The sequence below is a fragment of the Vibrio sp. 10N.286.52.F8 genome (assembly GCF_041468745.1).
Lineage (GTDB): Bacteria > Pseudomonadota > Gammaproteobacteria > Enterobacterales > Vibrionaceae > Vibrio > Vibrio crassostreae_C.
Genome location: NZ_JBFRJF010000030.1, coordinates 1 through 15,393 on the forward strand (window position 1 = coordinate 1; position 15,393 = coordinate 15,393).

General features: G+C 42.9%; 16 protein-coding genes. 3 read left to right on the forward strand and 13 right to left on the reverse strand.

The window, feature by feature from the left end; all coding sequences use genetic code 11:
• Positions 1-141: 141 nt before the first annotated feature.
• Positions 142-1,146 (reverse strand): metal-dependent hydrolase, encoded by a 1,005-nt coding sequence (locus tag AB4133_RS14925; protein ID WP_372224899.1) that lies wholly within the window; start codon positions 1,144-1,146, stop codon positions 142-144.
• A 227-nt stretch (positions 1,147-1,373) separates the two neighbouring features.
• Positions 1,374-2,183, reverse strand: coding sequence for a sulfite exporter TauE/SafE family protein (locus AB4133_RS14930; protein WP_029235341.1), 810 nt, complete (start codon positions 2,181-2,183; stop codon positions 1,374-1,376).
• Positions 2,184-2,526: 343 nt separating this feature from the next.
• Between AB4133_RS14930 and AB4133_RS14935 the strand changes: the two genes are divergently transcribed.
• Both AB4133_RS14935 and AB4133_RS14940 read left to right on the forward strand, forming a co-directional pair.
• The gene (locus AB4133_RS14935) at positions 2,527-3,504 is read left to right on the forward strand and encodes a DUF1852 domain-containing protein (protein WP_017064213.1); all 978 of its coding nucleotides are present in this window, start codon (positions 2,527-2,529) and stop codon (positions 3,502-3,504) included.
• A 45-nt stretch (positions 3,505-3,549) separates the two neighbouring features.
• The gene (locus tag AB4133_RS14940; protein ID WP_372224902.1) at positions 3,550-4,578 is read left to right on the forward strand and encodes a methionine synthase; all 1,029 of its coding nucleotides are present in this window, start codon (positions 3,550-3,552) and stop codon (positions 4,576-4,578) included.
• 211 nt (positions 4,579-4,789) lie between these two features.
• On the opposite strand, the gene AB4133_RS14945 is transcribed toward AB4133_RS14940, so the two are convergent.
• From AB4133_RS14945 to AB4133_RS14995, 11 genes are all read right to left on the reverse strand, one after another.
• On the reverse strand, positions 4,790-5,191 hold the full coding sequence (locus AB4133_RS14945; protein ID WP_017062409.1) for a hypothetical protein: 402 nt from the start codon (positions 5,189-5,191) through the stop codon (positions 4,790-4,792).
• Positions 5,184-5,633 carry an N-acetyltransferase gene (locus AB4133_RS14950; protein ID WP_136973884.1) on the reverse strand — a complete coding sequence of 150 codons (450 nt, stop codon included), beginning with the start codon at positions 5,631-5,633 and terminating at the stop codon, positions 5,184-5,186. The genes AB4133_RS14945 and AB4133_RS14950 overlap by 8 nt, the downstream gene beginning before the upstream one ends.
• A gap of 69 nt (positions 5,634-5,702) precedes the next feature.
• Positions 5,703-6,203, reverse strand: a complete 501-nt coding sequence (locus tag AB4133_RS14955; RefSeq protein ID WP_372224904.1) for a hypothetical protein — start codon at positions 6,201-6,203, stop codon at positions 5,703-5,705.
• Positions 6,204-6,264: 61 nt separating this feature from the next.
• Complete coding sequence (locus AB4133_RS14960) at positions 6,265-6,705, reverse strand: hypothetical protein (protein ID WP_017062406.1); 441 nt, start codon at positions 6,703-6,705, stop codon at positions 6,265-6,267.
• A 419-nt stretch (positions 6,706-7,124) separates the two neighbouring features.
• A complete protein-coding gene (locus AB4133_RS14965; protein ID WP_017062404.1) occupies positions 7,125-7,598 on the reverse strand; it encodes a response regulator in 474 nt (157 codons plus the stop codon).
• The gene (locus AB4133_RS14970) at positions 7,585-8,940 is read right to left on the reverse strand and encodes an ATP-binding protein (RefSeq protein ID WP_372224906.1); all 1,356 of its coding nucleotides are present in this window, start codon (positions 8,938-8,940) and stop codon (positions 7,585-7,587) included. The genes AB4133_RS14965 and AB4133_RS14970 overlap by 14 nt, the downstream gene beginning before the upstream one ends.
• Before the next feature lie 6 nt (positions 8,941-8,946).
• A complete protein-coding gene (locus AB4133_RS14975) occupies positions 8,947-10,365 on the reverse strand; it encodes a DASS family sodium-coupled anion symporter (RefSeq protein ID WP_061039666.1) in 1,419 nt (472 codons plus the stop codon).
• Between the two features lie 347 nt (positions 10,366-10,712).
• Positions 10,713-11,603 (reverse strand): hypothetical protein, encoded by an 891-nt coding sequence (locus AB4133_RS14980; protein ID WP_372224908.1) that lies wholly within the window; start codon positions 11,601-11,603, stop codon positions 10,713-10,715.
• 141 nt (positions 11,604-11,744) lie between these two features.
• Complete coding sequence (gene panB / locus AB4133_RS14985) at positions 11,745-12,509, reverse strand: 3-methyl-2-oxobutanoate hydroxymethyltransferase (protein WP_102575856.1); 765 nt, start codon at positions 12,507-12,509, stop codon at positions 11,745-11,747.
• Between the two features lie 344 nt (positions 12,510-12,853).
• Complete coding sequence (locus AB4133_RS14990; protein ID WP_102575855.1) at positions 12,854-13,432, reverse strand: hypothetical protein; 579 nt, start codon at positions 13,430-13,432, stop codon at positions 12,854-12,856.
• 34 nt (positions 13,433-13,466) lie between these two features.
• Positions 13,467-13,907, reverse strand: coding sequence for a hypothetical protein (locus AB4133_RS14995; protein WP_198596672.1), 441 nt, complete (start codon positions 13,905-13,907; stop codon positions 13,467-13,469).
• Positions 13,908-14,011: 104 nt separating this feature from the next.
• Between AB4133_RS14995 and AB4133_RS15000 the strand changes: the two genes are divergently transcribed.
• Complete coding sequence (locus AB4133_RS15000) at positions 14,012-15,040, forward strand: IS110 family transposase (RefSeq protein ID WP_017041084.1); 1,029 nt, start codon at positions 14,012-14,014, stop codon at positions 15,038-15,040.
• Positions 15,041-15,393: the final 353 nt, after the last annotated feature.

Consider the following 15,393-nt stretch of genomic DNA (forward strand, 5'->3'; position numbering starts at 1 on the left):
AATACGTGGATTCCATATACGGAATGGGGCATAAATGAGCTATAGCTTCCCCTAAATTAACAATTCAGAGATAACTAAACGTATGGAAAGTCGCTTAACGTAGCATCCAGTATTGACGGTGCAGATCAGTTTAAAACTAGCTCATTTATCGCCAGTGAGCATACCGAAGAAGATCTGTCTCGACTCTGGCGTGTTGTCTCTATGAGTTTCGTATTTTACATGCGCGTTTGCATCAACTGCTTTTGATAGCTTGATGCTCCATAGTGCTTTCATTTGATTTGGTACAATTGAATATCGGACATCGATAATACGCAGCTCGTCTGTTGGGTCCTGAGCGATATAACCATTTGAAAACCAGCGGAAACGTTCTATGTCTTTGGCTTGTTGAGAGTCCGGGTCAAGCCAAGGTAAATCCCTGCTAACATTCAGCTTCGCAATCGACTCTCCGGGATACGTGCTTACCGATGTGCCAACCCGCACTGCGTCTACATGGTAATGAGCCTCTGTTTCGTACACCACTTTCCAAACCAAGATATTCGCAAAGCTTGGTTTTGCCTCTAATCGAAGCGGTGTGTGTTGCCTTTCTTGCGCTAATTGCCACCCAATCGCCTCTGCCCTGTCTCGCTGAATCATCCCTAATGTTGGATAAATCAAAGCCCACAGAAACGCAATACGAGCTAACCAAGGGGCTCGTTTCAACGTTGCAAACACAAGCAATACTAAGACCGGAAGTGTATAAACAGGATCGATGATTGATATGGTGTTCCAAGCAAAGCGTGCGTTGGTTAAAGGCCAAAGTAACTGCGTACCATAAGTGGTACAAGCGTCTAACAGTGCATGAGTGCCATAACCCAGAGCGCAAAACAACCAACTTTGTTTGAAAGAAAGCCCACGCCTTTTTGCAATCAGGTGGTGTAGAACCAAGACACAGATCAAACTACCAATGGGAATAAAGAAGAGTGAATGGGTAAATTGTCGATGAAATTCCAAAGCCAACAAAGGATCAGTCTGTGACTTAATCAGTGCATCCAAATCTGGCGCCAACCCGGAGAGCAACCCTAATACCCCAGCAACAACCAAATGTTGTTTTTTGCTGGTCGATTGTGACAAAGAAGCGCCTAACACGCCCTGCGTTAAAGGATCCATAAATCACTCATTGATAGCATTCCGTTGAATCAAACAAAATACATTTAGCTATAGCGGTGAACTGTTCATAACTAAACGGTTTTATCAATATACTCATGTACATAGTTGTATAAGCATAGACCGATAAACAAAAAAAGAGCAGTTATGAAACTGCCCTTTTCTAATTATTGGTGGTTGATCAATTTATTCGTTTTTGTTCTGTATATTCACACTTGAACGATCTTTTATTAACGAGCAACCATGCTTGCTGCGATAACCACCAGCAGTACTGAGAAGATTTTCTTAATCGTTGGAACCGGTAAATGGTTGGTGGCTTTTGCGCCTAACGGAGCCGTAAACCAAGACGTGCACACAATACCCAACAGCGCAGGCAGATAAACAAAGCCAGCAAAGCCATCTGATAGAGCAAAGTGGCTGCTGCCTGAACTGATGTAACCTATCGAGCCAAACAACGCGATCACAATGCCACAAGCCGAGGCACAACCGATGGCCTTTTTCATATCGACAGAGAAGAACGTTAATAGCGGAACCAGCAATGCTCCGCCACCAATACCTATCATGGCAGATAAGCCACCCGTAATTGTTGTCAGCACAGTGAGCACGCCTTTGTTCGGCAGTTTTCGTTCCTTAGGCGCATCATTTTTGCTGCTTAAGAACATCTTGATCGCAATCAGAACCACACTCACAGCAAACACAATACGAACGACTTTTTCCGGTAACAACGCCGCCATAAAACCACTAACCAATGCACCCAGAGCAACACCGAGCATGATCCAAGGCGCCAGATCCCAAGGCACGTTGCCATTCTTGTGGTGAGCGAGTGCAGAAGATGTGGAAGTGAACAGTATCGATGCCAACGAGGTAGCAATCGCAGCGACAACAACTTGGTCGGAAGGTAGAACTTCTAAATACAGTAAAATGCTGCTTAACACAGGAACAATGATCAGCCCTCCGCCAATACCTAACAAACCGGCTAGAAACCCAACACCACTGCCCAGTAACGCACAGTAGAAAATCAACAACAGCAATTCACTCATTTCGTCCATCTCTTAATTAAATTAATCGTCTTAAATAACACACTATTAATGCGGTTATATTTCCATCAAGCTAATTAATATAACTGACACCGACTAAAATATTCAAACAGAATAGAGCATGAATATTCCTCATGTTGAATGTGAAGTAATACCATTGTTAATGGTCAACCTATCAACGTATAAAAACCTTAAGCGATTAACTTTATACGACATTAATTCTACTAAGCATTAATTTCAGACAGCATAGCCTTCGATTCTTAATCCGGTCACAAGCAAAAAATAAAAGCCGTTTTAATACTAAAGACCGAGAGAATCAGAAAAAAAATTGGGATACCAAATCAGCATGAATAAAGAATTTAATTTTACGATTAAGAGCATTAGCCTCGACGAAAACTACCAGCCTGCAGACAGCACGCGTATCACTACCAACTTTGCTAACCTGGCTCGCGGTGACAGCCGTCAAGCGAACTTACGCAATGCACTACAAATGATCGATAACAGTTTCAACGCGTTAGCGCACTGGGATAACCCTAAGGGCGACCGCTACTCTGTTGAGCTTGAAATCATTTCTGTTGATATGGATATTGAAAGCAACGGCGAAGCATTCCCTTCAATTGAAGTGCTGAAAACCAATATTGTAGACCGTAAAACTAACGAGCGTATTGAAGGCATTATCGGAAATAACTTCTCTTCTTATGTTCGAGATTATGACTTTAGCGTACGTCTATTGGATCATAATAAAGGCCAAGATAAATTCAGCATTCCAGAAGATTTTGGTGACTTACACGGTAAGCTTTTTAAATATTTCGTTAACTCTGACGCTTACAAAAAGAACTTTAATAAACGACCTGTTATTTGCTTAAGCGTGTCAGATAATAAAACCTATTACCGCACTGAAAACCAACACCCAGTATTAGGTTTTGAATACCAACCGAATGAGTCTTCTTTAACTGAGCAATATTTCAAGAAGATGGGCTTACAGGTTCGTTATTTCATGCCGCCAAACAGTGTTGCACCTTTGGCTTTCTATTTCTTTGGTGATCTACTGAACGACTACTCGAACCTAGAGCTTATCAGCACCATCAGCACAATGGGTACGTTCCAGAAAATCTACCGACCTGAGATTTACAACGCGAACGCGGTTGCGGGCAACTGTTACCAACCAAACTTGAAAAACTTGGATCACTCGCTGACTCAAATTGTGTATGACCGTGAAGAGCGAAGCCAGCTAGCGGTTGAACAAGGTAAATTCGCAGAAGAGAAATTCATTAAGCCGTACCAATCAGTTCTAGAGAACTGGTCGGCAAATTACGCACTTTAATCGTCTATTGCGCTCTCAAACCACCCAAGGATAGGCAGTATTATTATGAAAACACTATTACCGACTTCAACAGCGGGCAGCTTGCCGAAACCGTCTTGGCTTGCACAACCAGAGACGCTTTGGTCGCCATGGAAACTTCAAGGCGCTGAACTCACAGATGGCAAACAAGATGCGCTGCGTGTCTCTCTGCACGAGCAGCAGCAAGCAGGCATTGATATTGTGAGTGACGGTGAGCAAACACGTCAGCACTTTGTAACGACCTTCATTGAACACTTGAATGGCGTTGATTTTGAAAAGCGTGAAACCGTTAAAATCCGCGACCGTTACGATGCAAGTGTCCCTACAGTCGTTGGCCCTGTTTCTCGTCAGAAATCCGTGTTTGTCGAAGATGCTAAATTCTTACGTCAACAAACCGATCAACCGATCAAATGGGCTCTGCCGGGGCCTATGACCATGATTGATACACTTTACGATGCGCATTACCAAAGCCGTGAAAAACTGGCGTGGGAATTTGCAAAGATCCTCAACGAAGAAGCCAAAGAACTTGAAGCGGCAGGCGTGGATATTATTCAGTTCGATGAACCTGCGTTTAACGTGTTTTTTGATGAAGTGAACAATTGGGGCATCGCTTGTTTGGAAAGAGCCATTGAAGGGCTTAAGTGCGAAACAGCAGTCCATATTTGTTATGGCTACGGCATTAAAGCGAATACGGATTGGAAAAAGACATTAGGCACCGAGTGGCGCCAATACGAAGAAGTCTTCCCTAAGCTGCAGCAATCGAATATCGACATTATCTCTTTAGAGTGTCACAACTCTCATGTACCTCTTGAGCTGCTTGAGCTCGTACGAGGCAAGAAAGTAATGGTCGGTGCGATTGATGTTGCAACCGATTCGATTGAAACACCGGAAGAAGTGGCTAGCACTCTACGTGAAACACTTAAGTACGTTGATGCCGACAAGCTCTACCCTTGCACCAACTGCGGCATGGCTCCCCTACCTCGCGAGATAGCCTCAGCGAAGCTTAATGCGCTAAGTGCTGGCGCAGAGATCGTTCGTAAAGAGCTTTCAGCGTAACGCTTTCCTAAAGAACAAAAACTATGCCTTTAAGCCTAAGTATCATATTGATGCTTAGGCTTTTTGTTATGTGAGTTAATGAGCTTTACGCGCTGCTTACCAGGTTTTATCTAGGTCTTGAGCATATAAAGAGATCGCTCGTTGGTACTCTTTAATCGCATCGCTATTCGTCGTGGAAACTAAAAGCTCAAGTAACAGCGATGTCGCTTCTTTATGGCGACCTAGTTCGACACGCTAACATACGGCTCCATTCTTCTTTGCTCATTGCGCCTTTAGAAAGGTAAATATTGTGTTTCTGCATTGCACCTTTCGTGTATGAAAGCTTGATGAATGAGCCAATTTCAAACGGAAGAAAGCTACGCTGTAAAGTCACATCACAAGCAACGCCATTTAAACGTACATGACCGTTCGTGATTTCAAACGAGCTATCGCGAAGCTTCCACCACAACATTAGAATTTTTATTAATGGAGGAACACAAATTATCAGCCCTATGGTTAGCAGCGATGAACGATCACCGTCTGATATCCAATAGACAAGACCTAGTGCAATAACAATAAACAGCAACTCTGAAAATAAGTATTTAACAAAATTTAGTTGGATACGGTTATCCATGACACTCTCTCAATGATGACCCTAAAGGCAGCTCCATTTCAACGAGCCCTTTCACTTCAGACAACTGAGTAAAACCTTTTGATTGATAAAGCTTAATGGCGGGGTTCTCACTGAACACGCGCAACACTAACTGAGCCGATGCTTGATTGTTCGCATGTTCAATAGCCAAATCGAGACACTTAGAGCCAAAACCTTGACCTTGACAGTCAGCTAATATCTGCAAGTCCCTAAGAAACGTTGTACCACTAGCGTAACTGAAGCGAACAACACCAATACGGCGATCCCCCACATAAATTTCATAGTTATCCAGCTCATCCCAGCTGCGTAAAAACTGGCTATGACCCCAAGCGATTCCACGAGCTTGATAGTAACTCGCCATATTCGTTTTGGTGATCGATTCAGCGAACTTAGGCTCTGAACCTTTGACCAACCTTACTTCCATATTGTGTCCTTTGTTTTCAAATCACATCTGAATACGGCATAGCAAAATGCCGTATATGTTGAATCATTTTTAGGTACATACTGGTTTCACTTCCTTCCATTGTGTATCCCATTCTTCGCCTAACAAATTAGAAAGTTTTTCACAGTCGTATAGATAGCGAAGACTATCTTTACAGTACGCAGTAAGTATTTCAGTTAACTGACCAGACGCTTTTTCGTTGTCTTTGAGTTTTCCGTACATCATCAAACCAGTCCTAAAGGTGTCTTGATCGAGGTCAGACGCTTGCTTCGATAACATCCCAAAGGAAATAGCGTTAATAGACAGGGCTAATGCAATCGCATCGCCTTCATCTCCCTCTAATTCACAAGCACTATAACGAGCTAACAAGTTCGATGTTTTAATTAATGGGGCAAGGTCTTTTGTATTTGCATATTTATAGGTTTCAAAACCTTGCCGCACCGCAGCTTTATGACTGTCTTCAATGCTCACAACATAGTCTGTCAAAACATGTAAGCTCGCATATGCACCTAGCCCGAAAGCCAAAATGAACACGGCGATTAATCTGATCACTTATCTCTCCTAAAAGAACCTTGTGCTGGTTAATTTTAAACGGCGTCTTGTAGTAACAACCCTACTTGCCATCGACCTTTTCTAGAAACCAACTTCCTTGGCACGGCCCATTGGTTAAGTGCCATCGGCCGTCAAATCTACTGCCACTGCCACGTGCGGAAAAACGATAATCCCATTGGCGATGTTTAGCATATAAACGTAAGTCGCCGTTTTCCGTCACCCAACCCTCTAACGGTGTTCCATTGTAGGTAAGCCTTAGAGTAGCCTTACCCTCACGAATAGTTCCGGTGATGGTTGTGCGTTCACACATATTATTGCCAGTGGTGTTAATACGGCGGCCTAGCCACTCACCGTCGAAATCGATAGAAGGAACAAATTGGGGACTATCAGGAAGTTTAGGAAACGACTCGGAATTACTGGACCCGAACCACTGAAGCTCACGACCAACAAGGAAGAAGACAACAAAGCCGATTGATATCGCTATCACAAATCCCTTTTTCATTAGCCTCTTCCTAATCCGCTGACCTTAAGAAAAGAACCCTAACATAATGAAAAGTAATAACTTACCATCAGTTTAATTAACTTTGATATATTCCACAAATTGCATTCAAATGTTGAATATAGAGAAAGCGGCATCGTACGAAGTTCTGCTGTATGTTCAGGGAATCGTTCCTGAAGAAAACACAATGCATCCGTTGGCGTTGGCGTTGGCGTTGGCGTAGCGTATGAGTTTTAGACTAAAGCCAGCAACCAGTGTGTTAATAACTGAGTACCAAAACCTGAACGACTAAAAGAGGTAGGTAAAATAAGCACCGAAAGATTACGTCTTTCACAGACAACATCCTTCAGAAAGGGTCCTTCGGTGCATGTAATTTCAAGCGACTTATATAAGTGACTAGCGTAAGTCGCTAACATAAATAACTAACGTAAGCGTCTCAACACAACCTGCTGGTCAAGCTCATTCTGATAGTCCGTGTAATCAAGCCCTTGATCAAATATGTACTCAGTGACAAGAGTACGAATGCACTCAACTAATGTGCTTGCTTGCCAAGGCTTTTCAAAGTAACGGTCGATGCCTGCTGCATTAATCGCATTGATGGTATCAGTATGAGTGGCCTGCCCCGTAAGAAGAATTTTCTTTGTATTCGGAAAGCGGCTGTCATGGAACACTTCAGTGAGTAACTCCACACCCGTTTTCCCTGGCATCACATGATCAGACACGATGACGGTAATGTGTTCGCCTTCTGCGTCAAGTTCATCAATGAGATCAAGCACTTCTTGTGCTGATTCACAATCTTCAATATTCAGCCAACTCGCCAGCGGCTCTAAATCTTGTACCACTGCGCTCAGTACTTCTCTCTGGTCATCGACACAGATTAAATTAAGCTTCTCCATGTTCACCCTCTATTGGTAACTTGATTCTAAATACAGTTTTAGAAGCATCACTTTTCACAATGATACTTCCGCCATAACCCGCCACGATCCGCTTAACTATTGATAGACCCAAGCCCAATCCAAACGATAAACCACCTTTTTTAGTGGTGAAGTTGGGCTGAAATACCTTTCTACGAGTCACCTCGTCTATCTCAGGGCCGTTATTAGTGATCGTAACTAATATTCTTTTCTTACTTAATCTGGTTTGAATTTCTATTGCAGCATCGTCTGAATTCGACATTGCATCACAAGCATTCTTTACAATGTTGACCCAAATCTGAACGAGCTCTGTTTTCGATCCTTTAAAAGTCGGCAAATCTGCAGGGCTCAATCGCACAGATACTCTACGTAACTCACTTTGTAACAACGATAAGGCATGGTTAATGGAGTCATTAATATCAACCGCTTCTTCGGTGTCAATATCAACTCTGCCAAGTTGTTTAACCGATTTTACGATGCCAACGGTGTGTCTAGATGCCAAACGTAAATCATGTAAATCACAGCCCATCTGCCAAAAGCGAATCGCTTCTTCTGGGTTTTTCAGCCAATGTTTTGAAATAACGTCTGTTGCATATGAAGTGTCAATTGGAATCGCCTTTGCAAGAGAGCGAGCAATGTTCTTGTCTAAACCATATTTTCTTTCAAATTGTCGCCCACGTGTTCGCGCTTCTGACGACGACGTTTTCTGACCATGCATTAACCCAAAATCGAAAAATTGACTGGCTTCTGGATGCACTTCTTCAAGTAGATCCATGATGACCGTTTCAAGTCGGCCAGATTTACTATTTACTACACCAATAGCGTTGTTAAGCTCATGGGCAATCCCTGCAGCCAATTGACCCAAGGTCGTCATTTGCTCAGCAGTATGTAACTTCTCTAGCGCTTTTTGTTTCGCTATCGCTTCTTGTGTTGCACGGCGTTGACGACGCGACAACTCGTTGACGATCACAGGTGTGAACTGTGCGGTAAGAGGGCCAAAGTTACGTTCATCTTCTGCAGGCGTGTCTTTATCGATCCACGCTAATTCAACATCGGTTTTAGCAACAACCGTTGAAGATGCTGTCCAATTACCTGAAAAGAAGCTATGAACGCCTATAAAAGCCCCACTACCCGCGCTAAATACTCGCACTTGCGGTGTATTCGCTTCGGAATAAAACCCTTCCAGTTCTCCACTAAACACATAATATAAACGAGTGTTTAACGCTGATTGTTCAATAATGGTGTTACCGGCACGGCACGTCACCCGACGTTCTGTCTGATTAAAATAACGATCGATAAGTGCTTCTAGCTTTTGTTGATACACGTATCGTTATCCTATGTGACCAATTGAATGTAGCAGCCACACCATAACAAAACTCAGTAGCACACCAACCACACCTAAAATAATACCGATTCTGGCCATTTGATTACTTTGCACATGACCAGTAGCATGAGCCAACGCATTCGGTGGCGTACTGATTGGCAGCGACATACCTAATGAAGCGGCAAAAGTCACAACCAGAATTAACGTTAACTCACCGCCTAGTGGCGTGAGTGAAGCCATAGACGAGCCTAATGCAGCCATAATTGGCATTAACAAGTTAGCCGTTGCGGTATGAGACATAAAGTTTGCCATTACCAAACACAAGAACGCCGCTCCGAACAACACCACATATGGTGAGTAAGCATCAAACGGAATGCTGTGTACCACGAGCCTTGCTAAGCCAGTTTTATCGAGAGCTAAACCAAGCGCAATACCACCTGATACAAGCCACAATACGTCCCAAGAAATCTTTTTCAGGTCTTCTTTATTGATGATCCCTGTGAGTGAGAACACAGCGACAGGAATCAGAGCGACGGTATAAGAGTTCATGCCATGGCTTGAGCCCATTAACCAAAGAATGATGGTTAGCGCAAAAGTGACGTATACCGCAATGGCTTTGGGCGTTTTAAGGAATTTACCTTTGATGCTTAGTTCAATTTTCTTTTGGTCAGCTTTGTACATAAAGCCTATTAAAAACCACGCTAACGCCATCATAATCACAACAAACGGCACACCAAATGCCATCCATTCACCGAACGTAATGAGGTTATCGCCAACTAAATATTTAAGTGCGATAGCGTTCGGAGGGGTACCGATCGGAGTACCAATGCCACCGATGTTAGCGGCAACCGGGATACAAAGCGCAAACGCTACACGACCGGGGTCTTTCGGACCAAACACAGCCAGTACTGGCGTTAAAATAGAGAGCATCATTGCTGTTGTTGCCGTGTTAGACATAAACATCGAAAAGATACCAGTGATCAACATTAAGCCGAGCATCACAAACTTTGGGTCTTGTCCAAATGGCTTCAATAATACACGGGCTAAGTTTACGTCTAATCGATACTTAGTGGCGGCCATCGCTAAGAAAAAACCGCCCAAAAACAGCATGATGATTGGGCTGGCGAATGTCGCCATGATGTCGCTGTATTTTAACAACTCACCAAAATGTTCCTGCCCATGCTCAAACCTTAAAAAGATCAGCCCTTTATCCGACAACATCAACAATTGCAGAACGATAATAACAACAGACGTCGCGTAGATCGGGATGGGCTCGAACACCCAGCACAATGCCGCTAATAAAAAGATCGCGATAACGCGTTGTTGAATAATCGTAAGGCCTTCAAATGGAAACGCTGATAGCGGCATTACGAGGATAATGAAAGGAATTAAAATAGGGATAATGTATTTAATATAGGGGCGCATAGCACAAAAACTCTTCCTGAGATAACAACTACTTAGAAATTAGATTTAAAGTTCTAATTTAGTCCGACAACGAATTATCGACCTCTTATCACTATCTCACTATCGGCTAGATCAATGATTCCGTAATCGCGATATCCCCTTTTTCGATTCTGTGCGCTACCTCTACGTTTGTATGTGATTTACTGTTGCAATTAAATTCAGGAGAGTGGTTTCTACGTTTCTAGTCATGTCCATAAATTGAGGGCTACCTCTGATAAAAACGCAGAACAAGCTCACTGGGTTAGGTATGCCTGAAACTTGTCGTATCGATTAAGACCCCCACGAAACGGGTGGCTCTATCTCTAAATTTACAGTTCTAACAAACGACACTGATACTCTGCGACACATTTTAGTTCTGCTGCATGTTCAGGGAATCTTTCGTGAAGAAAGCGCAATGCATCCGCTAGCGTTATCTGGTGTAGATTCAATGTATAACCAAAAACCAATCGGTGCACATTGTCATAGAGCTCATCTGAATTATCTGAGCTTTGACACTGCGCCAAAATAGCTTGATCAATCTCATCGTCAGGATCTTCCAAAGGGCTATTGGCCTGTCGATAAAGATTAGAAAGCATCGAGTCATATTGCTCTTTCGACAGCTCTTCCTTGCAACGTAATATCCACGTAAGCGTAATTAGGTTATGCCCAAAGAAACCAAACTGTTTTAGGCATGCTTGTAATACCTTATCGAGATCTACAACTTCACTTGTCTCAGTGCTTCGGTCGCCGTCAGAACGGGTCGATGTGACAAATTCAGTGAAGCGGTTAAGGAATGCTGGAACTTGAGACGGCTCTAACTCACGGTAAACACGATTCAGCGCCAATAAAATAGTCACATTGTGGGAAAGGTATTCGCTTGTTTGAGAAGCCTGCGAAACGTAATGCGCGAAGATGTCTTGAAAGCCCTTGTTTTCATGCCACTGCATTAAAGCAGCATACGCCGCTGGGTATACCCCGTTATCCAATATCCTTTGAATACGAAAATCTGAGAACTTTGGCGCTTGTAGCGTTGCAGAGTACTCGTCTAAAACTTCAATCTCAGTTTGGTCTATCAGCTCACTCGTTTTAAGCCACACATTGTCTGTTGTGCTGAAATAATCATTAAGGTGATTCGCAGCCAAATAGGCTTTTAAAGAATGAGGTTGGTGGATGCTGGCACTGCTATAAAGTGCCTTTTCTAATAGTTGGTCGCTTGACATGTTTCCTCCGTGAAACTGACGTTTGGTGAGAGAATCAAGACTGCTCAACACCGAACGTCCAAATACACATCATATGCTTATCGTAATGCACGGGAAAATGCCATGCATTACGATTCAACCTAAAGCCATTATCTAAGTGGCTTATTTGCTCAGGTTGTTCGGAAATACGTTCGTTTTCACTTCCGTAGCAAACTCATTTGCTGCGTCAAAGATAGTTTGGCTGCAGTGGGCGTACTGTTTTGAAAACGGAGGCCATCGGTTACCAAGTCCAAGCGCATCATTGATGACTAACACTTGCCCATCACAATCGGCACCCGCACCAATCCCAATCGTTGGGATGTTTATTTCTTGAGTGATTGATTCACCAAGTGAAGAAGGTATGTGCTCAAGCACCAACATAAACGCTCCCGCTTCTTGGATCGCTTTTGCTTCTGCGCTCACAGTTTGAGCATCTTCAGCAGACTGCCCCACTTTTTTGAAATTTTTTGCCGTTTGAGGAGTTAAGCCCGTGTGGCCAACAACTGGGATATTGTTTGCGACAAGGTGAGCAATAACATCAAGTTTCGCGCCTTCTAACTTTATGCTGTCGGCACCTGCCTGCATGAGCCTTTTAGCATTAACCAACGCTACTTCAGGAGAACGATCGGTTAAGTATGGGAGGTCACCAATAATATGAGTATTTGGAGCACCGCGACGCACTGCCCCGACATGATATTCCATGTGCTCAATGGTCACATCTCGCGTACTGCTAAAGCCCATTTCAACCATGCCGACAGTATCACCAACGAGAATAATAGGTATCCCGGCAGATTCGATACTTGCAGCCACAGGGAATGTATAAGCGGTCAACATCGGAATACGTTGTTTCCCTTTCATTTCCATAAAAGAACTTGGAGTGTGTTTCATGTTCTTGCTCTCATAAAATCATGCGTTATTAAAGCACTGATACTATTAGTTTTAATTGAGCTATGGAAGTGAAAATGTGGTGTTGACTAACCTCAAGCGTATAACGCTATGCTAACTAGCACGTTTGTAACCTAGTAGCGTACCAGCAATAGAACCACCGACACCAAGTAAGCCTGCCAAAATTGTCGAATCTATCATTCAGACCTTCAATTAGTTCCTAATAGACTAACGCTCAATAAAGGTGTGAGCCACGCTACCACTGTACTTAAAGTACTGTGCCGTAAACACTAAAGTTGAATCAAACTAAAAATGCCAAGCGTTGGCAATCTGTCTTGAGCAATTTATTATATTTTTATTTCTGACACTGCGATCAGTATTTTATAGTTATCCTTCCAATTCCCTTCAACGCATAAATGATTGAAAGGTAAAGATTTGGAGAATAATAGCGTTTCAATAAAATGTGATGGTAACTGGTTAGGCCAAGATTCATACGCATTTATTTTTTCATCATTTTCAGTCCAAACATCTGCGAGCACTATTGAATACCGTCTACGTTGACTATGATTCGAATTGAAATTTTTTTCTAATATCTCAATTGTGTCAGTAGAAAACATTCGTTCGATATCGTGTTCAATAGCACCAACCTGCGATTTTACCGATGTAAGTCTTTTCGCTTCAATTAAAATAGTAATATCTTCATAAAAAACCACGGCATCAATATGCTTGCCATCTTTAAGACATATAGGAGCCTCAAACCAAGATATGCATTTTTCACAAAAAGCATCTTCTAAGGATCTAACTAAGTTATTGGTTAGATTCCGCTCTGTAAAACCTATACTACCGTGAGCTGGGTAATATTGAGACAAAATTTTCGTATAACGAGAACTCATAGAGCCACATGCTAATTTGAGCTTTTCAATCATCGTTTAACCTCAAAAAATATAAACAGTTTATTAGCTATGTACTCAACTTTTTCAATTTAGCCTCTTTAACTAGCCTTTTACTTTCTAGTTTAGCGATCGCCTCTTGATAGTTTTTAAGGTTCTCATATCTTTTCCACCAACGATATGCGACGCCGACAAACGCAGACCAAAGAACAAGTGAAGCAATTTGCGGAATACGTAAAAGGTTACCTAGACCAGCGAGATCAAATGCAAGTGGTATTAAGTTAGCCAAGCCGAAAAGAAAGAACATCGCAAAGATCCCTTTGAAAGAAGAGCGACTCATTTCAACACTAGATTTTCTGATTTTTCCAAGATGCTCGATTTCAAAGTCGATAAGATCAATGTCATCTTTGAGGCTCTTAGATCTCGACTTTTTGTATACCGTAACAGTAAACATCACGATTACTGTCCCTAAAATACCAATAAGCAGACTCTTAACATCCGTTCCATTCATACTATCGTTTTTCCTTAAATAGCTAACGAATGATATGGACTCCCTCTACCTGACACTCTGCGTGCCATACTTACTTAGTACACGCTGAAGAACTGGAGGTTACTATGTCCACCATTCAAACTATTGGCGTTGACCTCGCCAAGAATGTATTCAGTATTCACGGCGTTGATGCATATGGCAAGTGCGTCCTACGCAAAACTGTCAAAAGAAACAAACTCTTAGACACATTCGCGAAGTTACCTCCCTGCCTCATCGGTATGGAGGCGTGCTCTGGTGCACACCACTGGGCGAGAGAGCTACTGAAACTAGGTCATAACCCGAAAATTATGGCGTCCAAATTCGTTATTCCATATCGACAAAATGAGAAGAACGATGCCAATGACGCAGAGGCCATCTGTGAAGCGGTATCTAGACCCAAAACACGATTTGTCTCTATAAAAAGTGAAGAGCAACAAGCTGTGCTTTGCCTGCACCGTATTCGACAGGGGCTAATTAAAACAAGAACGGCGACTATTAACCAGCTCAGAGGTTTGCTTTCCGAATTTGGTATTGTGATGCCTCAGGGGCGCTACTCGGCTCAAAACACTATTGGTAGTGTCCTTGAAGATGCAGAAAATGGTTTGCCTATACTCGCTCGAGAGCTACTTCAAGATCTATCGAACAAGATTCAACACCTTAACCTAGAAGTATTGCACTATGATCGTAGAGTCTCTGCTTTAGTTCGTGAGATGGCTTCAGCCAAAGCCCTCATGGATATTCCAGGTGTCGGTGAACACAGTGCAAGTGCCATTGTCGCGACCGTCAATGACGCCAAACAATTTGGATCTAGCCGCCAATTTGCCGCTTGGATAGGGTTGGTTCCAAGACAATACTCAACAGGTGGTCATGTTCATCTTGGTCGCATCAGCAAAAGAGGCGAAAAACATATTCGCACTCTACTTATTCATGGCGCAAGAGCCGTTATTGCACGATGTAAAGAGAAAACCGATCGCAACAGTATTTGGTTAAATCAACTCGTTGAACGACGAGGTTATAAACGAGCAGCTGTCGCCCTAGCAGCAAAAAACGCTCGTATAATATGGGCATTATTAACAACAGGAAAAGAGTACAAGATTAACTATGTAAACGGTTAACACTCACCGAGTCAAAGCAATAGCAAATGATGACAATACGACCAGACCGAGATGCCTAAACCTGTTTAATTGGGAAGTAATAAATACTGTTTAACGAATGAGGCGGGCATCAAGCGAATATCATCAAGGTGACGGAACGATTCCGATTAAACACCGAATGTAGAGCTGCTGTCCGATCCACTGTTGTCAGCGGGAGCTATTGTTGACAAAAGAGGGAGTCCATGTAGCCCTGTTAAGGTGTGAGCAACGCAATACCGATGCCGCCGCATGCCACCTTAAACACCAAACGCAACGCATAGTAAAAATGCCACGCGTTGCGAATCACTCTTAAACAGTTTGTTGAACGAAGCCGC